The 19,563-nt window shown below is 59.5% G+C and carries 17 protein-coding genes and 1 pseudogene; 4 read left to right on the forward strand and 14 right to left on the reverse strand.

Annotated elements, in window-relative coordinates; all coding sequences use genetic code 11:
• Nucleotides 1-468: 468 nt before the first annotated feature.
• The 12 genes and pseudogenes from LC354_RS20005 to LC354_RS20060 all read right to left on the reverse strand — a co-directional run.
• Nucleotides 469-636 (reverse strand): annotated as a pseudogene (locus LC354_RS20005) (IS6 family transposase); the annotation flags it as partial.
• A 309-nt stretch (nt 637-945) separates the two neighbouring features.
• Complete coding sequence (locus tag LC354_RS20010) at nt 946-9,159, reverse strand: GH36-type glycosyl hydrolase domain-containing protein (protein ID WP_223427175.1); 8,214 nt, start codon at nt 9,157-9,159, stop codon at nt 946-948.
• Between the two features lie 62 nt (nt 9,160-9,221).
• A complete protein-coding gene (locus tag LC354_RS20015; protein ID WP_223427176.1) occupies nt 9,222-9,425 on the reverse strand; it encodes a hypothetical protein in 204 nt (67 codons plus the stop codon).
• Nucleotides 9,426-9,544: 119 nt separating this feature from the next.
• Nucleotides 9,545-10,468: a UTP--glucose-1-phosphate uridylyltransferase gene (locus tag LC354_RS20020; RefSeq protein WP_223427178.1), complete on the reverse strand. Its 924-nt coding sequence runs from the start codon at nt 10,466-10,468 to the stop codon at nt 9,545-9,547.
• A 723-nt stretch (nt 10,469-11,191) separates the two neighbouring features.
• Entirely contained in the window at nt 11,192-11,725 is a 534-nt protein-coding gene (locus tag LC354_RS20025; protein ID WP_223427180.1) for a hypothetical protein, read from the reverse strand.
• A 73-nt stretch (nt 11,726-11,798) separates the two neighbouring features.
• The gene (locus LC354_RS20030; RefSeq protein ID WP_223427181.1) at nt 11,799-11,936 is read right to left on the reverse strand and encodes a hypothetical protein; all 138 of its coding nucleotides are present in this window, start codon (nt 11,934-11,936) and stop codon (nt 11,799-11,801) included.
• Nucleotides 11,937-12,068: 132 nt separating this feature from the next.
• Nucleotides 12,069-12,428: a transglutaminase-like domain-containing protein gene (locus LC354_RS20035; protein ID WP_263289491.1), complete on the reverse strand. Its 360-nt coding sequence runs from the start codon at nt 12,426-12,428 to the stop codon at nt 12,069-12,071.
• A 73-nt stretch (nt 12,429-12,501) separates the two neighbouring features.
• Nucleotides 12,502-12,921 (reverse strand): hypothetical protein, encoded by a 420-nt coding sequence (locus tag LC354_RS20040; RefSeq protein WP_223427183.1) that lies wholly within the window; start codon nt 12,919-12,921, stop codon nt 12,502-12,504.
• Nucleotides 12,911-13,897, reverse strand: coding sequence for a hypothetical protein (locus tag LC354_RS20045; RefSeq protein WP_223427185.1), 987 nt, complete (start codon nt 13,895-13,897; stop codon nt 12,911-12,913). Before LC354_RS20045 ends, LC354_RS20040 begins: the two co-directional genes overlap by 11 nt.
• Nucleotides 13,894-14,097: a hypothetical protein gene (locus LC354_RS20050; RefSeq protein WP_223427186.1), complete on the reverse strand. Its 204-nt coding sequence runs from the start codon at nt 14,095-14,097 to the stop codon at nt 13,894-13,896. Before LC354_RS20050 ends, LC354_RS20045 begins: the two co-directional genes overlap by 4 nt.
• Nucleotides 14,098-14,362: 265 nt before the next feature.
• Nucleotides 14,363-14,749, reverse strand: a complete 387-nt coding sequence (locus tag LC354_RS20055; protein ID WP_223427187.1) for a hypothetical protein — start codon at nt 14,747-14,749, stop codon at nt 14,363-14,365.
• Nucleotides 14,746-15,057: a hypothetical protein gene (locus LC354_RS20060; RefSeq protein ID WP_223427188.1), complete on the reverse strand. Its 312-nt coding sequence runs from the start codon at nt 15,055-15,057 to the stop codon at nt 14,746-14,748. The genes LC354_RS20055 and LC354_RS20060 overlap by 4 nt, the downstream gene beginning before the upstream one ends.
• 320 nt (nt 15,058-15,377) lie before the next feature.
• Between LC354_RS20060 and LC354_RS20065 the strand changes: the two genes are divergently transcribed.
• The 3 genes from LC354_RS20065 to LC354_RS20075 all read left to right on the forward strand — a co-directional run bounded on the left by LC354_RS20065 (nt 15,378) and on the right by LC354_RS20075 (nt 16,703).
• Nucleotides 15,378-15,809 (forward strand): hypothetical protein, encoded by a 432-nt coding sequence (locus LC354_RS20065; protein WP_223427189.1) that lies wholly within the window; start codon nt 15,378-15,380, stop codon nt 15,807-15,809.
• Complete coding sequence (locus LC354_RS20070) at nt 15,806-16,219, forward strand: hypothetical protein (RefSeq protein WP_223427190.1); 414 nt, start codon at nt 15,806-15,808, stop codon at nt 16,217-16,219. Before LC354_RS20065 ends, LC354_RS20070 begins: the two co-directional genes overlap by 4 nt.
• A gap of 295 nt (nt 16,220-16,514) precedes the next feature.
• Nucleotides 16,515-16,703 carry a hypothetical protein gene (locus LC354_RS20075; protein WP_223427191.1) on the forward strand — a complete coding sequence of 63 codons (189 nt, stop codon included), beginning with the start codon at nt 16,515-16,517 and terminating at the stop codon, nt 16,701-16,703.
• Nucleotides 16,704-16,754: 51 nt separating this feature from the next.
• Here LC354_RS20075 and LC354_RS20080 read toward each other — a convergent pair whose 3' ends face one another.
• Nucleotides 16,755-17,501 carry a Crp/Fnr family transcriptional regulator gene (locus LC354_RS20080; RefSeq protein WP_223427192.1) on the reverse strand — a complete coding sequence of 249 codons (747 nt, stop codon included), beginning with the start codon at nt 17,499-17,501 and terminating at the stop codon, nt 16,755-16,757.
• Between the two features lie 138 nt (nt 17,502-17,639).
• Here LC354_RS20080 and LC354_RS20085 point away from each other — a divergent pair, with 138 nt between their 5' ends.
• On the forward strand, nt 17,640-17,876 hold the full coding sequence (locus LC354_RS20085) for a hypothetical protein (protein ID WP_223427193.1): 237 nt from the start codon (nt 17,640-17,642) through the stop codon (nt 17,874-17,876).
• Nucleotides 17,877-18,045: 169 nt separating this feature from the next.
• Here LC354_RS20085 and LC354_RS20090 read toward each other — a convergent pair whose 3' ends face one another.
• Nucleotides 18,046-19,392, reverse strand: coding sequence for a phospholipase D-like domain-containing protein (locus tag LC354_RS20090; RefSeq protein ID WP_223427195.1), 1,347 nt, complete (start codon nt 19,390-19,392; stop codon nt 18,046-18,048).
• Between the last annotated feature and the right edge of the window lie 171 nt (nt 19,393-19,563).

Consider the following 19,563-nt stretch of genomic DNA (forward strand, 5'->3'; position numbering starts at 1 on the left):
CCCGGCCCAGTTTGTATACGGGGGGGCGCAGCGCAGCATTTCGCTAGCGAAAGTGGATTTCGTGGGGGAGTCCACCCGGAATCCACTTCGCCCAGCGCCTGATATAAAGCGTATTAATTTCAGATATTTACGTATCGAGACAGGCCGCTCGGGGTGGATTCTTGACTAAACCAGTCAAGAATCCGGAGGTTTCTGTGAAGCGCGGAGCAGCGTTGACCAAAGCCATGACCTCTCCTGCGCATCACCGAAGCTGGATTGATCTAAACTGCGGTAAGGTTTGTGCTATGGGTAAAGTTAGGCAGCGACCATCTCAAGGAAGGTCTTTTTCGTCGTCTGGGTGCGGGATTGATAGATCGAATTCGCCATTTCAGCGTCATGCGTAATGGCTGGCATCGCTCCTTGTGGTCTGCAATGAACCCGCACGGCCGGTTTCCGGCTTTTGCTGACCAGTCGCGATAATACGGTCCGGGCCGCGACCAGCGGGCCAAACCTGTTCCACCAGAACTGGACTGTCTCGTGGCTAATCTCAATCCCGCGTTCATGCAGCAGATCGTCTACATTGCAGAGCCAGAGTGGAAGCCGCACGTACATAATTACCGCCCGGCGGATGAATTCGGGCGAGGTCTTGAAATGCACAAACGGGGCGGCGCTGGGTCATCCTGACAGTCTAGACGTCCGCCGAGCCGCTCAAGAGTTTTTGCTCTGACAATGCTCGCGGGGAGCAAACCGACGTGCAGCATGCCGATGCTGCATTACTCTGTCACCGATCCAAGAGTGACAATCAGATCATGTCGACCTTCCAGTATCGGCAAGGTCACGCCGTCTTTGCCGACGGACAGCTCGGTGCCATTCAGTTCTGCGCCCGTAACGCCATACCCCGTGCCATCGGGGTTAAAGATGGTGATCGCGATCCGCGTGCGGCGAAGGGTGATCGTCGCCGAAACCTTAGGCCAGGCTTTTGGAAAGCAGGGGTTCAGTAAAAGGTTTACTCCAGCCCGGTTCAGGCCCAGCAGTCCTTCGACACCTGCACGGTACATCCACCCGGCCGACCCGGTGTACCACGTCCACCCCCCCCCGTCCCTCGTGCGGTGCGGTTGAATAAACATCGGCGGCGAGCACATAGGGCTCTACCTTATAGCGGTCGGCGGCGTCCGGCGTCAGCGCGTGATTGATCGGATTAAGCATGGCGAAAAGCTGGCCTGCTGCATCTCCGTTCCCCAGTCTGGTTTGCGCCAGGATGGTCCACATCGCTGCATGGCTGTATTGGCCGCCATTCTCGCGCAGGCCGGGCGGATAGCCCTTGATATATCCCGGATCGACGGGGGCGCGATCGAACGGCGGCGTGAACAGCAGCGCTAGACCAAGATCGGGACGCACCAGATGTTCGGTCATTGACGCCATCGCGATCCGGGCGCGTTCCGGTTCGGCAGCCCCGGACAGCACAGCCCAGGATTGCGCAATACTGTCGATCTGGCATTCTTCGGATGCGGCAGATCCAAGGATGGTGCCGTCGTCAAAGGTGCCGCGCCGATACCACGCCCCGTCCCAACCCTGCGTTTCAATCGCCTCGCGCACGGCTCGCGCATGAAGTCGCCATCGCACAGCGCGCGCTGGATCACGGCTATCGGCCAGCGGCGCCATCATGTCGATCGTGGCTATCATCAACCAGCCAAGCCAGACGCTGGTGCCTGCCCCGCCCTCGCCGACGCGGTTCATCCCGTCATTCCAGTCGCCGGTACCGATCAGCGGCATCCCGTTTTCACCCGTCAGGTCAATGGCTTGATCCAGCCCACGCGCACAGTGTTCAAACAGGCTGGCGCTCGTCTCCGATACGGTCGGTTGAAAGAAATCGTCGTGCGCACCGGGCGGGACCGGTGGCCCCTGCAAAAACGGCAAATCCTCATCCAGAATGCCCTCATCCCCTGATACGGAAATATAGCGGGCCACGCCGTAGCCAAGCCAGACGCGGTCGTCCGAAATGCGGGTGCGCACCCCTTGCCCGGAATGCGGCAACCACCAGTGCTGCACGTCCCCTTCGGGGAACTGACGACTGGCGGCGCGCAACAGATGCGCCCGCGTCATATCGGGCCGACTAAAGGTCAGGGCCATGCCATCCTGCAACTGATCGCGAAATCCGTAGGCGCCGCTCGCCTGATAAAACCCGGCACGGGCCCAGATCCGGCAAGCCAGTGTCTGATACAGCAACCAGCCGTTTAGCATGATATCCATCGCCCTGTCGGGCGAGGTGACCTGCACCGTGGTCAGCAGGTCGGTCCAATGACGCTTCACCGCCTGCAAGGTCTCGTCAAGGTCGGCATCCCGCATCCGCTGGATCAGCGCGCTGGCAGCTGCTTCGCTGTCTGCCTGACCGATCTGAAAAACCACCTCGACCATTGCGCCAGGTCGCAGGGTCACCCGGCGCTGCAAGGCAGCGCAGGGATCGAGTGCGGGACCCGTGCGACCAGACAGCGGCCGCCCGTTGATCGCCGCCGGTGCTGCAAGAGTGCCACCAAGACCAATGAATTCCGCCCGATCCGCAGTCACGCTGCTGGTGCCAGCGCCAAGATCGGCAAATGCAACGCGGCCAGGAAAGGCTGTACTGAAGGTGTTCTGAGCCAGAATTGCCCCGGTAGCGGGATCTGGCTTCGTAATCACGTATGCTGATGTCGCACTGCGTGACGTGCCAAGCACCCATTCGGTATAGGCAGTGACCGACAGTTTGCGCACCATGAGGCTGGTGTTGCGCAAAGTCAGCCGGGAAATCTTGACAGACGCATCCAGAGGCACGAACTGCTCCATGCTGGCAGCGATGCCGTGGCTCTCATGCTCGAACAACGTGTAGCTAAAACCGTGACGTGCGATGTAGGTGCCGGGGCCCCTGATCGGCAGGGCGGTGGGTGTCCAGACCTGATTGGTGTCCAGATCCTGCAGATAGATCGCCTCACCCGCAGGGTCGGCAACGGGATCATTCGACCACGGCGTGATCTGATTTTCGCGGCTGTTTTCAGACCAGATATGGCCCGATCCTTCCGCAGACACCTGAAACCCGAAGTCCGGATTGGCGATAACGTTGATCCACGGCGCAGGCGTCGTCATCCCATCGCGCAGGACCGTCACATATTCACGCCCTTCATAGGCGAATCCGCCCGTGCCGTTGAAAAACTCCATCTCGGGCAGAACTGGAGTTGTTGGAGCTTGTGCCGCCACTTTTGGCCCGAGCATCACAGTTTCTTGCGGAATGGCCAAAACTGACAATTGCTGGCTGATGCTACCGCGTCCGGCCACAAGAACCAGTTGCGCCATCGACAAAAGCTGTTCTCGTGCGCCAGCGTTCAGAATATCAGATCGCAGAGTATAGATCGTGCCCTTGGCGGGCGCATGAATGCCGTTTGCTCGGGGTCGGGACTGCGCGGCCCGAACGGCGCTATCGATAGCGATCTGCAAGTCCTGAACATAGGATGACAACCTTTCGTTCAAGACCACCAGGTCCACGCCAAGCTGGCGCATCCCCCAGTATTCGTGTGCAGTAATAACTTGATTCAGAACGCCGATGTCCTGAGCGTCGTCGATCTGCAACAGCACGATCGGAAGGTCGCCAGAAATCCCCAATGCCCACAGCGCCGATTGCGGCGCTGTGCCCGCGATGATCTGCGCAGGCGAGGCACGCAGGCGCCCGTCACGGCGCATGACCATGCCGCCCAATGTCTGAAAATCGGCAGCGTCGGCATGGCTGATCCCAAGGTGGCGCAACTGCACCTGCGCTTGGGTCCATGACAAGGTCGCGGCCCGCGCAACTGCAGTGGGGTCGCGGTGCCTGTCGACAAGGTCAAGCAGGCCATCGGGCGTTTCTGCGACCATCGTCCAGAACGTAACACGAGTAACCCCGCCTGCCGGGATTGCAACGCGGCGGCGGATCGAAAAGATCGGATCGAGTACCGCGCCCGTCGTGCCGGAAAGCGGTGCGGTTGCCATTGCCGCCTGTTCGATACTGCAGCCGCGCCCGATGAATTTTGCCCGGTCCGTTTCAATCTCGATCGGACCGGTCTCTGATCCTTCCACGACCGCGATATGGGCCGCCCAAACCTCGGGATCGCTGGATGAGCGGCGACGCCGGGTGGCGATAATTACCCCAAGTTCAGGCAGATAATCGGTCACGACGAACATTTTGGAAAACGCCGGATGCGCCTGATCTGCCGACTGATGAGCCAGCGCCAGTTCGGCGTAAGAGGTTACATCTACCTCACGCCCGCGACGCCCGGTATTGGTCAACGTGACCCGCCGTGCCTCAGCATCGTCTTCGGCTGAAACGACTACTTCGGTCATCGTCGTCAGGTGCGGGGCCTGCCGTGTGAACGATGCCTGATGTTCGCTGAATACAGCGTGGTGGCGCGATGCGTCACTGTGCAACGGCTGCACCCCGGCAGACCACAGCAGATCGGTTGTCGTATCGCGCAGAAAGATGAACGACCCCAGCGCGGCCTTTGTCGGCTCTGACCGCCAGCGGGTGATGGCGAGATCGCGCCAGCGGCTGAAACCCTCGCCCGTCGCGGTCAACATCACCCCATAGTTGCCGTTCGACAGCAGATGCGCAGTCGGAACCGCCTCGGCTGGCGCGTCAAAGACCCGCATCATCGGCGTGTCGGTGATCTGCACCGCACCGACCAGCACATCCTTTGCCCGCGGCGGCGCGGCGGCCACGTCGCGCGGCACACGTTCATGCAGCAGCAAATCGACACTCTGGATCATAGGTTCGGCATGGAACCTGTCGCGCAGGCGACCCTGCTGCAAGGCGTTGGCGATGCTGGTGATCGTCATGCCTTGATGGTGCGCCATAAAACTACGCACCAGCGCGTGGTCCCGATTTTCCGGCAGGCGCGCAGGTGTGAAATCGACCGCTTCGTAAAACCCGAAACGACCTTGGGCACCAATGGATGCGAGCCGGTCATAGTTCTGCACAGCCGCCACCGGGTCGACCATCGCGGCCAACCCCGTGGCATAGGGTGCGATGACCCTGTTTTCGCTCAACCCCCGCTTGAGCCCCAGGCCCGGCACGCCGAAATTAGAATATTGATAGGTCATTTCCAGATCGCGGGCGTTGTAGGACGATTCCGAAATGCCCCACGGCACCCCGACGCTTGCGCCATAGGTTTGCTGACAGGCGACGACCAGCCGGTTTGTCTGTTCCAGCACGGACCCAGCCGGTGCGCGCATAACGAGGGACGGCATGAGATATTCAAACATGCTGCCCGACCATGAAATCAGCGCCGAACCGGATCCGATCGGCGTTGCGGATCGGCCCAGCCGGAACCAGTGGCGCGTGTCGACATCGCCCTTGGCGATGGCAAACAGGCTGGCTAGCCGCGCCTCGGACGCCAAAAGGTCATAGCAGTTGGTGTCAAGCCGGTTGGTGTTTAACGAAAACCCTATCGACAACAGCTTTTTGTCCGGTTCCAACAGGAAGCCGAAATCCATTTCTATTGCGATGGTATGCGCCATCGCCGCGACGTCACCAAGAAGCTGTGTGTCCGGCGATTGGTCTTGATCGGCAAGGTGGTCCTGAAGGCACTGGTGAATGGCGTCGGTCCAGAACGCGATGTCCGAATCCGGTTCGGCCAGCGTCAGGGCCATGTCGTGGGCAGCGGTCGCGTCAGACAGCATGTCAGCCAGTGCAAACGACGGGGCATGGGCGGCCGCAGCAAGGGTATCCAGTAACCGCCCCAGGTCGGCGCTGACCGACCCGTCCCTCAGCGCGTCTTGAGCAAGCCCGATGGTGTCTTGCAACGCCTGACGCATGGTGGCGGTTTCAACGGGAATCGATTTCCATTCACGGCACGCCTGCGCAACGGCAATTAGGTGTCCGGCCAGATTGCCGCTGTCCACCGTCGACACATACGCCGGTTCCAGCACGCGCAGATCGCGCGTGTCATGCCAGTTGTAAACGTGGCCACGGTAACGCGGCATCCGCAGGATCGTCTGCAACGTATCTTTCATCCGATGCAGTGCTGCCTGCTGTCCGATCCACGCCATGTCACGCGCCACGACCGTCGACAGCAGATAAAGGCCGATATTGGTCGGTGAGGTCCGGGTCGCGATGGCGGGCCTTGGGGTTTCCTGAAAGTTGTCGGGTGGAAGGAAATTTTCTCGTGCCGTCACGAAAGTCTCAAAATAACGCCATGTCTGGCGAGCGATCAGGCGCAACGCGCGCGCCTGATCGTTTGATATTTGCGGGACGGGTCTGGCGATCCGGCGCAGACTGATGAACCGGGCGACGGCCGGGGCAGAGATCCAGGCCAGTGCAAAGGGCACCAGCCAGAGGATCATGGCCGGGTTGATCACTGCAGCCACACCGCATGCACCCAGGCCAAGGATGACACCAGGGGCCATGCGCCAATATTGCAGGGCCACAGAGGGACGGGTGCTGCCCCCCGCATGGGCAGCCGTCACCCATTCCAACATATGCCGACGCGAAACGACAAGCCGCCAGATCGTGCGCAAGATGGCATCTGCCATTGATGCCGCAGTATTTGCCAGCAGGATCATCGACAGGGCAATCTGCCCAAGCGCGCTCAGCGTGTCGTTGCCCAGGGCGGCAAAGTGACTGCGGAGTGTCACGTCCGACTTGGCCGGCACGATCCCAAAGGGCAGCGGCAACAAGCGCGGCAGGGCCAGCAGGCCGACGATCGCCGTCGTCCAGATCGCGGCCGCGACCGGCGGCATCATCCAGCCGACAAACAGCGTCAGCATTGCCATCGGCGCCAACAGCGACCGGCGCAGATTATCGATCATCTTCCAACGGCCAAGCGCGGGCAGGCTGCCTTGATCCGCCCCCCCGAAACCAAAAATCCACGGAAAAAGCTGCCAGTCTCCCCGAACCCAACGGTGGTGGCGGCGGATATCCACGTCGTATCGAGTTGGAAAATCCTCGACGACTTCGATGTCGGACGCCAATGCGGCGCGTGCAAACACGCCTTCGAAAAGATCGTGGCTGAGCATGGTGTTTTCAGGAACGCGCCCTGCCAGCGCAGTTTGAAATGCATCAACATCGTATATGCCTTTGCCAGTAAAGGATCCTTCGCCGAAAAGATCTTGATAAAGGTCCGAGGTCGCAGCGACATAGGGGTCAATACCGCCGGGGCTGGAAAAGATGCGTTGATATATCGATCCCTCGTTCCCTGTGGGCAGGTCAGCGGTCACGCGCGGCTGGAGGACGCCGTAACCCTGTGTCACGCGTTGCGCCGTGCCGCCAAATAAGGGCCGGTTCAACGGGTGCGCCATCTTGCCAACCATCTGGCGCACCGTTCCATGCAGCAGGCGGGTGTCGGCATCCAGCGTGATGACATAGCGAATGTCCGGCGGCAGCGGGCTACTTTGGATGTCGAAACCGGTGTAGGTCGCGCCGCGCAAAAGTCGGTTCAACTCGGCCAGCTTGCCCCGCTTGCGTTCCCATCCCATCCAGACGCCTTGGCTTGGGTTCCACAAACGTCGCCTGTGCAGGAAAAAGAACAACGGACCCTGATCCGACGGATAGCGTTGGTTCAGGTCTGCAATCGATGCTACGGCAGCCGCAACAAGGGCGTCGTCCTCGGCTGTCGTCTGGCTTCCAGCATCTTTGGCGTCGGACAGGAGTACGTAATGCAGTGCGCCGCCCGTACTTGACAAATGATGCACCTCAAGCCGCTCGATCTGCGCCTCCAGATCTTCGGTATCATCCAAAAGCACGGGCACCGCAATCAGCGTGCGCAGGTCAGGTGGGATCCCTTTCGCCAGATCGAGACCGGGAAGGGCCATCGGGGCCACGGTCCTTGTGACGATCAGATTGACGATCGCCGTGCCGACATCGATCGCAATAGGCAGACCGGTGATCGCCAGCACAAGTAGCGCCACGACGCCTGCCCCCTCTGCCCCGACCAGCGCCAGCCCAAAGCCAAGGATTACCACCGACAAGGCGGCAATGGTTGCCAGATAACCCGGCAAGCCAAGGCGCCCAACCCACCGGAACATGCGCAGGCGCAGCGACGGCTTGAACTTCAACTTAGTTTCCAGCGCCGTACGTCCGGCACCGATGAACCAATACCCCGGCTCGCTGCTGTGCACAGTGTCGCCCTGAGCGGCGAGCGCAAGGCCCGCCTCAGCCACGTCGATTTCGGTGTGCTGCGACCCGCACGCGATGACCTCGATTGCGGTGCGATAGCGGTTGCGAGTGGCGAAATCCATCTCGGCAAAGGTCGGGCCGTTCCGCAGGTGCGCATCGACCAGACTGACCTCTTCAAAAAAATCTGCCCAGTCCATGTCGGACACCAGCCGCATCGAGGTGACGATGTTGCGCATCGTGACGTTTGATGCGGCCAGTTGCATTTGCGCGTTGGCGACAACCGCCTCGGTCGACGTGCCTTGCCTGCGCAGCCGGTCCTCCAGCCACGCAAAAAGGGGCGTCTGCGCCGGGTCAAAGCCGCGCAGGCGTTTGGCGATCTGGGCGGCAACAATCTCGGGCAAGGGGTCGATTTCGTAGGGGCCAACGGCAGTTTTCATCACTGAAAGCTGTGATTGGCCAAGCGTTTGTTCGGCGGCCATGACTTCTTTCACAATTGTATTGGCCTGTTGGCGTTGCGCCTGCCCCTCGCCGATCTGTAATGCCAGACGGCGCATGTTCTCAATCAGCACGATGCGCAGCGTGATCGCAACCGCCCACAACTCGCCGATCATAAGGGGCTGCACCTGTTGATAGGCGCGCACAAACCGGCCAAGCACCGGGCCCGAAATCAGGCTGTCGGTATGGGCAACATAGGCCCAGGCAATCCCCAGAACACGCGGGTAGCCGACAAACGGTCCGTCGGCCAGTTTTGGTAGCTGTTGGTAATAGCCCGGCGGCAAATCATCGCGAATCTGGCGCAACTGTTCTTCAACAAGGTGAAAGTTGTCCAACAACCACTCGGCAGCCGGGGTGATCGTCTGTCCGGCTTGCAGGGCTTGCGCGCAAGTCCGGTAAGCGCCAATCAAAACCTCGGCGTTATCCTTGACACGTGAATCCAAACGCGGCGTCTGACGCTCGGCGCCAGTGATGACATTCTGGGCCTCGGCCAAAGTCCGCGCGTGATGCTCAAGCCGTTCTGCGCCAAAAAGATCAGACCTGATTGGCGTCTCATCTTGCCACACTCCCATTGTATTTCGGCTGTGAATCCAAGACGAAACTCGGGAAACCCAGGTCGATATCTTTATAAAAATCAAAGATTTGGCACGGGTTCGCGCTTTTGCGTGATGGCGGTGCTTGCTGCGACACTCTGTTTGACGACGACGCCTGCGCTCCCCTCAGTCTTGCCCAGGTGACGCAGAGCGGGAACGCTATCATCCGCCTTTCCGCATAGCACATCGGCGCGAATACGGCGGGCCATCACAGCCCATTTTATTTCTATCTGGTCCCAATCCATTGATTCATCCTTTCGATTCATGACAGTGACGAGTGCGTTTTGGAGCCGTTCCATTGTATCGACGGGCGGGCCAGCGATGAGGTTCATTTGGCACTTCGGCGCGGACATCGGGCGGACCGTCAAGATGTGTGCCGGGCGGGCTCGCAAAATAAACCTGGGCGATCAGCACTATGGATTTTGCCGTTTCTCTCGGGTCTTGGCAAAGGTCGTGCGATTGACAGCGTTGGATTTATCCGCCCCGCCCTGACCGTCGCCTGACGCGCGTTTGAGGCCGCAAGCAAGCCGTCATGCGAACCGCAGTCGAACCGGGTGCCGGAAAACTGGAAGGCGGTCAACGGCACGGAACGGGTCGCAACTTCAATCGCATCAGTCAGTTGCAACTCTCCGCCAGCGCCATTCGCCGTGTGGCCCAGAACGTCAAAAATCATCGGCAACAGCAGATAGCGCCCCACTGCTGCAAGCGACGACGGCGCTTGGCCCTCCGGCGGCTTTTCGACAATGCCGGTCACCGGAATACAAACGTCGGTCGCAGAACCGCGCAAAGAGAATATCCCGTACTTATCGGTGTCCTGTTGCGGGACATTCATCGCGGCGATCATGTGTCCTGCCTGATAGTTCCTGGCCATCTCTGACAGGCAACTGCGGCCCATGATGACGTCATCGGGCAGAATGACGCCGAACGGTCCAGGAAGTGCCAGTCCCTTGCAACAAAGAATTGCATGGCCAAGGCCCAAGGCTTCTTCCTGCGCCACATATATGATCTCGGGAGACGATCCGGTACCACGCGTCCGGCCCGCCCTCTGGTTCGACGCGACTGCAGTATCGCCAAGAAATTCCCGGATCGCTGCTTTCGCTTCGTTCATGACCACGATGATCCGCTCGGCACCAGCGTCAATCGCCTCGTCGATCGCAAACGCGATGACCGGAAGATCATAGACCGGCAAAAGCTCCTTGGCAGTAACCCGCGTTGCCGGAAGCATGCGGGTGCCTTTCCCGGCAGCAGGAACGATGATTGTTCGGATGGACGTGTTTGAAAAACTCACAGACAATGCCTCTAGTTTTGATGCGGACGATGGAAAACGCGGCGTGCCAGCACAAAGTTCTCACGGCGATGCGTCACAACAAACAATTCTTGAACCGCTTTGCGGTTCAACGCAGACGACATGTCGAGCGCCTGTTTGCCATGCTACAATGTACTTAAACGCCTCAGCTATGCTCACTTGCCCCAAGAGCATGCGCAAATACTAGACCACAGACAGACCATACCAGCTAACCCAAATCAGTGACACCGACTTTTCTTTTTTGATGCGAACTCGGCGGAATATCGTGTGGTTCGCCGACCTATGACGCGCGTTGCAGGTTGCGGTCACGTGTCCGACCTGTTTGCGCGATATGTCTGACCGCTGTCGCTCTGGCCGTTCCGTCGCTTCCAGCCGTGATCGCAATCTTCTTGTTCTGGCACTCTGCAAATGCACAGAACCGTTCCGAAGAGCGTGTGCTGGAAGCGGCCCTTGGAGCGCCCTATCTTGACTATAGAGTACACGCACCGCGTTGGGTCGGGCGGCCGGGTACGACAGGCAAGGCGTAAGCGGTACTGGTGCGATTTGCGGCGTGGCCGCAGCCCGTCGCTACGGATAAATTTGAAAAAGGAGTTCCACCCCTGCGACCAACACTCACCCGACGCGGCCTGATGCTGTGCGCCTGTGCGGCTTCGGTCGCGGCCGCGATGCCCGGCGCTGCCACCTCAGTCATGGCCTTGTTCGCCGTCATATCTGTTCTGCTACGAGGCACGTCCGTGAGAGCGGCGACGTTTCCGGTAGCGAGGGCATGCCTTCGTTTTCGGCAGCCTGAATTGACGCATTTTCGCGTGCTCCTTGGTGCGCCGGCTTCGGGTCCAGCACATCCCTGTCGGACTGGGGCGTCCGGAGCCCAGAATAAAGATGTCGCAAATGCGCCTCGGAGACTCCGTCAGCCTCCATCACGAGACGCACCATCGGATCTGCCAGTATTTCCTCGAGAAAGAGGTCGGACAACGCCTGCCCCGTCAGCTTGTCCCTGGCGCGTGCGTGGTCGAGGTCGGCAAGGGAAACGGTCAGGGCCCGCGCAAGACCGGGATGCGATATCCGGGGATGAAGCTTCACCAGGACAGAGGCCTTCCAGGCTGCGGGATCCTTTTGATCCGGGGGTGAAGCCAACTCAGTTTCGATTTCGTACTCTCCCGCCGGGAGCGTCTCGTTGAAGCCCGGTACAGTGAACGGTCGAGAAAAGACCGCGATGGTCTTGCTCGTCAGGTCTTCCATCGGCGTATTCCTCCATGCTGATGCGGGTGGTTCGCGCCGCCTTTGAGAATGGGGCGTGTGTCTTGTGTACGTCTCAAGATGTCTTGGACTTCGCTAGCGCTTCCTTGCCGGCGGCATTGGACTCGTTCTGCTTGGCAGGGGTCTTCGCTGTTTCGGCAGGCCTCAGCTTCATTGCGGCCGCAGCCCGAGCGGTCAGGTCCTTGAAGGACATGTCATCGATCCTTTGATTGGCCGACGCCAACTCGTCGTCCATGTCAGACCGGGATGCTTAGCGCGATTATTGGTTACATGGGGATTGGCGACCCCGTTTACGATAGCGCATCGAAAAGAAAGCCAATGTGAGTCAGGCCAATTCATCCGCCCAGACCTTGAATTCCGTCAAAGTGTTCTGACCAAATGTCTGGGTCAGAGGTACGTCAGCGGCATCGCGGCCCCGCGCGATCAAGATTTTCGCAAACCGCGGCTTGTTATTCCGCGGGTCGAACATGTGCCATTCACCAGAAAGGAAGACCTCCATCCATGCGGCGAAGTCCCCGGGCGGATGAGGCAAAGGCTCACCGATGTCGCTCAGGTATCCGGTGCAGTAGCGGGCCGGAATATTCATGCAGCTACACAAGGCGATTGCGAAATGGGCAAAATCGCGGCAGACACCCTGTCGCTCGACCATTGTCTGCGAGGCGGTGCGCGTCGCTTTCGCCCACATGTAGTCGAAGCGGACATGCCCGTGCACGAAATCACAGATCGCCTGGACGCGTGACCACCCGGGTTCGGTGGTCTCAAAAAGACGCTACGCCTCCTCCGAAAGAAGATCGGTATCGCAATACCGGCTGCCCTGCAGAAACACGAGGGTCTCGAAAGGCAGATCCTGTACAGCGTGCTGCTGCGCGCCAGGGGACGCGGGATCGGGTCCGGCCATAGTCGCGGAAGATGCCATCCGTTGACAGCGCGAAGTCGCCCGCCGGAGCCATGAGGCGCGTGCACCAATTGCCGAAACCGTCCCGGTAGCTTTCGAGTGGCACGCTCGGCGATGTGACCAGATAGTCAGCGCGTTCCAGATCCCCGAAGCGCGAATAGTGCACGTTCAGCATCGCGATCAGCGGCGTCGGCTGCGGGAAGCTGTATCGCAGACGACACCCGATGCTGACGCGTATGCCGGCAATACGGCCGCGCATCGGCTTGTCACTTCTATCTTCCAAGAATGCACACCCCATCGGAGAGCTGGTAGCCTCGATTGCAACTCCACCGGTTGCCGGATCGGTCGAGATAAGCGTTCTCCGGCAGATCGATAGAGACGCAAGAACCGCTCAGCGGCTCGTACCCTCGGTCACAGCTCCAGCCAGGTCCATAGGATGCCTGGTCGAGAAACGCGTTGGCAGGCAAGACAATGGCGTCGCATCGGTCGTCGATCTTGACGAAGCCTCTCTCGCAAGCCCATACGGCGCCGTAGTCTGCGTTGGTCAGATATGCGTTCTCTGGCACGGCAATCGGCATGCATGTCCCTGCAAGGGCCTCATAGCCACGATCGCAGGTCCATCCCGTCCGCGAGTTGTCTTCTGTCAGGTAGGCAAGCTCGGGAAGAACGATGGGCACGCATGCCTCGTCCTCCTTCCGGAACCCGCGTTCGCATTCCCAATCGTCGCCGTAAGACCGGAGGAAGGCGTTGGCGGGCACCGGGATGGGATCGCAGGACGTTCCGCTCACTTCCTCATACCCACGGTCGCACTCCCACCCCGTCCCGTAGGAGCGCCCGGTTGGATAGGCATGCTCGGGGATATCGAGCGCGAGGCATTCGGCGCCCTCCACCCGGTAACCGAAATCGCAGACCCACCCGCTGCCATAGCTGCGCGGCTGAGCGTTCTGGGGCATCGGGCCTGTGCCATCCTGCGCCACAACAGGGAAGGCCATGGACGCTATCACACCAGCTATCACTGCCATCCTCGCGATCAGCCTCGCGAGGGGATGTCTCATCGCCGCTTGCTCCTTGGCGGACCAGATTCCGCCGGTTGCCGCGCGTGTCTTCGATAGCTCAAGCGTGAGCGTTCCGGTCAGCCGTCGGGTGCGTGCAGCCGGTGTTAGGGAGACCTTTGGATTCAGTCTCGATGGCATGCCTTCGTTCTCGGCCACCTGGATCGGGAAGTCCTGTGGGACGGTCGGGCGGGTGCTGCCAGTCATCGGAGGGACACCTTGTGCAAGGCCGCGGCCGCAAGCGCATGTTCCTTCTGCTGGTAGTCGCCGCAAAACTTGCCATCGACATTCACCTGCCAGATGCCGTTTCTTTCGCGCACCTGAACCCCGCCGCGCTGCGCTGGCCGGTCCGTGGAAGGACCCTGCTCTCCTCTGCTTCTCGGCGGCACGGGTTGCTTGTCGGTCACTTCCGGCTCCTTCCGTTTGGGCGCGCGCACTTCTCCGAGGAGCATTACGGCGCGGATGAACTATTCCGCATAGTCATCGGTTTAAAGGTGGTCGTTTTCGTGCCTGGACATGTGCATCGATGCCACGAACCGTTCCCGTAAATGGTCAATGAAACGCGGCTCCGTTCGGGCCATGAAGGCTCTCAGGGCCTGAAGCATCTTTTCATGGGCGGGACACGCCGTTCGAGTTTGGTTGTCTCGGGTGACACCGTTGGCGTGGCGCGGTTCATCCTTCGTCGAACGCGCTTTCTGCAGGCACCGGTGATCCATCGACATCGAGGGCTGCCAAGCAAGCTTGCGCGATATCTCGATTCGGGGCGTCAGTTCCCGGCATGGTCGCCCAGCCCGCCGTCATGAGCGCGTCGCGCCGCTGGTAGGTCGAGGCGGCCCGGATCGTGGCCAGCGTGTCCGCCCGTGCCGGGTCGGACCGCGCCATGTCGAGGCAAACCGGTACCATGGAGGCGACGACATCGTCTCGGGACATCGCCATCGCCCTGTCATTCGCGGTGCTGCCGGTCACCCAGCCGCCCCACGAAAATCCGACGACGCCGACGAAGACAGCGCCGATCACGGCACCATAGATACCGGGCTTGAGCCATTCGGGAGTTTTCATTTCAAGTCCTCCTGCGGAGAAAGCGCCGCATCGCTTTGATCTTTCTTGTTCTCGGTCGTGGCATGATCCCGGCTTAGCGCCTCTTTCAGGTCGTTTTCGGAAATCGCGCGCAACTCGGTGCGTCCGGCATGGTTGCCCCTGCCGCGCACCGTCAAGTAGGTCGCCGTCCGTCGGTAAGCTTCGAAGCTCAGCCCCTGGAGAAGCTCCTCTTCGACGAGAACTTCGTAGTCGCCTGCCGGTAAATCGCCCGGGTATCCTGACAAGGTGAACGGGTTCGAAAACGTCACCGTCGATCTGGTCGACCGCATGTTCATCCCTGGTCTCCGCTATGTTGGCAGGTCCATCGCTCACACCTGTCTGTAACCCCTTGGCTCCGGGGCCTGCACAGTCGGACGATTTTTACTTGTACGTCAGGATCATTCGACGGGCACTGACACATGTTAGTACGTGCCGCCGAGGCAACTGTGACCACCCGGAAGACAGCTAGCAGCACTGACCTGTGTAAGGGCACCGGAACCGACCCGCGCGTAGAATAGGCAAAATCCCGGAGTGTTGCGCCTGGCCTTATGCTTCGAACGCCTTCCTGCACAAAAGGCGGCCAAAAGCTCTCCCGAAGTCAAGGAAAGGAATGACGATGACCGGAGCCAATGTTCTCAACCCGCACCCACCAGAGTTCGAACGATTTCTTTATGCGCCTGTTGGTGAGGATCGGAACGGATATGTCGTGACGGTCCTCTCGACGCTTGCACGGCTCAACCTCGACCCATGGAAAGAGACGGCCGAACTTGTCACGCTGGGGCGGGAAACTGCACGCGAGCGGCTTGGAATTCTCCTTTCAAAGTTCCGGGACGTTCCAGCACTCGGAAGCGATCACGGAAAGGTTGCCCGCGAACTGAGCCTGCTGCTTCCCGAAAGTCCACCGATGAACTCTCTGAAGCGGGCGGCTTCTTCGGCCTCCGATGGCCGTTTGGGGTCCAGCGGCGCAATCTGGACGATATTCGCGCTCCTCTTTTTCCTGATGCAAATACTGTTCGTCGGCGGCTTGGGGTCAGGCGAATGACCTTTTCCGCACCGAGCGCGAAAACTCCCGACCATGCTGCACATAAGGCCGGTAACTTATCGCCCTCAGAACAGGCTAATCTCTGGAACATGGAGGAGCACTTCTGGACCAGCGGCGCGGACAACGCGCGCGCGACGACAGCGGCCAACGCGATCATGATCTTCCCATATCCGCCCGGTATCCTGCAGGGCGACCACATCGGGAACCATTTGGCGCAGAACACCGGCTGGCGTTCGGTCGGCATGGCCGAACGCAGGGCAATGCAGTCTGGTGACATCGCCATTCTCACCTACAGTGTCTCGGCAGAGAAAGCCGACGTGCCGATTTTCAAAGCGCTTTGTGCCTCCACATACCTTCACGATGAAGGCACATGGCTGCGGATATCCCACCAGCAAACGTCCCTCGCGTGACGTAACTCCAAGAAAGGGGTCATAGGTTCTATCTTGGCGCCTGCACGGTATTATTTCATTGCCTGTGCCGTTCCCCGACTCCGACCACCGTTTCAATCAACCCGCAGCCTACGCCGGACTAACCTGCGTCAGTGCGAAGGAGGCCGAACAACTTCTAAATAAGGTGTGCCCGCCGAATGTTTGGCAGCACTTATTTGTGAGTACGCGAGAAGCGTGTGGGCGTGCTGATCCCAAAAAGGCCTGCATGCCTGTGCGCTTCTTATTTCTCGGAAGGTCCATAATAAAGACAATCCCAATGACACCCAAACAGATCAAGACCGCCAAGAAGATGACATCCGTCAAAGCCGCGTTGGATAAGGCGCCCTCAGGTCCGAAGAAAGATCTGGCCCTGAAGCATTATCAGGCCGCCGAAAAGGCGCATACCGCCAAGAACGAGGCCGACACGAACAAGGAACTCGACGCGGCAACGCGCGCGCTTGCATGACGTCCGGCGTCTGACATGATGATCTGGGCTGTGTGATGGAGGGCAGCCCACTCATTTCAAGAGCGGTCCAGTCTGATCCAGATATGTAGCATCGAACTCGGCGAGTGTCACCAACCCTTGATAGTCGTGAAACGTGACATGGCTGTCCCGAAAGGTCACCAGCCCGCACTCGCGAAGCTGTCGCAGGACGCGGTTTACATGGACCGCACTGAGCCCCAGCGCATCTGCGAGGTGGTACTGTGTCAGCGGGCATTCGAACCCCTCTTTGCCTCCCATACCCACCAGCGCCAGCCTCGATCCCAACTCCAGCAGAAAATGTGCCATCCGGGCGTCCGCATCCCGCCTGCCGATCCCGACAAGATGTTCAACCACCATCGCCTCATCCCGTGACGCTGCCCACAGAATGGCCGTTGCGAGTCGCGGCGTCTGCGCGAATGCATCAAGAAGGTCGACCGTTAACACTTCGGCGGCCTCGATATCCACGATGGGCTCGAAGCTATGATCTGATGTGCGCAGAAGAACGCTCCGCAACCCCAGGAAATCCCCGGGCACCTGGAAATCAACGATCTGGCGCGTTCCATCCGGCTGGAGCTTGTAGGAACAGACCCAACCTTTCGACAGAATATAGGCCGCTTGCGCCGACTGGCCCTGATGCACCATATCGCGCCCCGCAACGAATGATCGGCGGCGCTGGTGCAGACGTTCGAGCGCGGCCAGCTCGACCTCTGACAAAGCGACGAACGCAGAGAGCTTTTGGGTGAGTGGGCTGTTCTCGATTGTCTTCACGGTCCCTCCCATCTCGTTATGTCGCTTGAGCAGGAATCCGCTTGGAAACTGCTCTCGATCAGTCCAGCATAGAACAATTCCTGCGAGAAGTACGCTTGCACCTGACTGGCACCTCTGCCCGGTTCAAGATGACTTAGAAGGAATTCCCAGATGTCCACGACAAGCGAGCACGCAGGTCAGGCCGCCCTTTCGATCTGTGAGGCGCTCCTGCTTGCCATGAACGATAGTGGGCTGCTGCCCGAGCACGAGATCTTGGGCGTTCTCCGCGATGCCGCGGCGACCCACGAAAACGCCATTGGGTCAGAGGTAGAAACGGAAAAGCACCGGGCCGTCGCAGACTTGATTAACACGATTATTTCCGGCGGGAACTCGGTGCGGCGGTCTTGAGCCGGTGCCGTTGCAACCGTCGATTTCTCCAAGGGCAAAGCACCGGTCAAAATCGGCGACAAGAAGAAGTAGTCATGGACTGTCCTGCTCGGCGTCGGCATGATCTATTCGCTGCAGCTGTTCGGCTTAGCTAACGAGGTTGTGCGCCGGAACGGAAAAACCATATTGTTTACAAATACTTCTGGATCGGCAGATGTCCAACCATCCATGACACCGCGCGTTTGGACCAGCCCGATTCTGGCTCTACAGCCATCACAGTCGTCTGGCCGACGCGCGCGACGGACCAGTGCAGAGACTGTCCGGTTTGAGTTACTTGGTATGCTTGTTCAGGCGAGGATAGCGTGTCGTACATCGCACGCAGTTCAGCTAGTAGTGGTGGCCCTTCAAACAGCAGCCCCAGTTCAGTATTGATATAAGCTGATCGTAAGTCAAAATTCAGCGACCCGACAATACCTTGCCGCCCATCAATCATAAAAACCTTGGAATGCACCACGTCACGCCTGCGGCCCACCAGCGCAGGTTTGGAAAACTCGAAAATGTCGGCCCCAGCAGCCAACATTGGGCTGCGAAAATGTCGATACGCTCCGTACACCGCGATCGAGTCCGTTGCTGACAAAGCGTTTGTGATCAGGGAGACTTTCACCCCGCGCGTCATCAAAGCGGTGAGACCTGTAATTCCAGCTGCGCCCGGCACAAAATATGGTGTAATCAATTGCACATCAGATTCTGCTGACTCCAGTATCGATGCGATGGCGGTGTCCATCCAAGGGGCAGTATGTAGATTATAGGCCTTGTCAGGCGGATCCGCGAGCAGTTGCACCTTGTCTGTCCAATAAAGGTGGTCGGTCAGAAAGCTGTCGGGCGGCCTTCCAATCTGAGTCTTCACAACAAACGCGCATGACGCGGCAGATCGAATATGCCGCGTCAGCCTGCTGCGAAAAGTGCGCGGGTTCGCGAGTAACGCGGGCCAAAGAGAAGCAATAGGTAAGGACAAGCCGAGGTTCCAATAGCTATCGAACACATCCGAAACCTCGGCCACCTTTGGACCTACCAACATCACATCTGCATCAACCGAGCTTCGGATGTCGTTGGCCGCACTGAAATAGGTATCGCCAATATTGCGGCCGCCAATAATCGCCAGCCGCCCGTCGGCAATCCACATCTTACCGTGCATGCGCCGGTTGAAGCGCGCCACCCCCAAAAGCATTTCGCCCATACGGCGCAATGCATGGCCACGATTGCGCGTAGGGTTAAACAGGCGCACCTCGATCAGCGGATGCTGCGTCAGAGCGAGAAACGTACGGTCAAAGCCTTGCACATTGACATCATCAAGCAGCAGACGGATGCGCACGCCCCGATCAGCGGCGGTCACAAGCGCGTCGATTAGCAACCACCCCGCGTTATCGGTACTCCAGATGTAATACATCAGATCCAGGCTGCGTCCTGCCCGCGTTGTGGTCTGCATTCGGGCGGCAAACGCATCGACGTTGTTCAAAAGTAGCATCAGCCCAGTCATTCCCGAATGCCTCTTTTCCAGCGGGCTTAGTAGGGTGCAGCGCGACAAACAAGATGAGAATCCAGCGTCAATCAGGATGAGAACGCGGGGGTTGGGCGTCGCAGGGAGGGCGTAGCCCGACTGGAGAGGCCCAACCCCCGCGTTTCGCCCAAATTGGGCGGGTCTGACGGT

It is taken from the genome of Tateyamaria pelophila (assembly GCF_019966495.1).
GTDB lineage: Bacteria > Pseudomonadota > Alphaproteobacteria > Rhodobacterales > Rhodobacteraceae > Tateyamaria > Tateyamaria pelophila.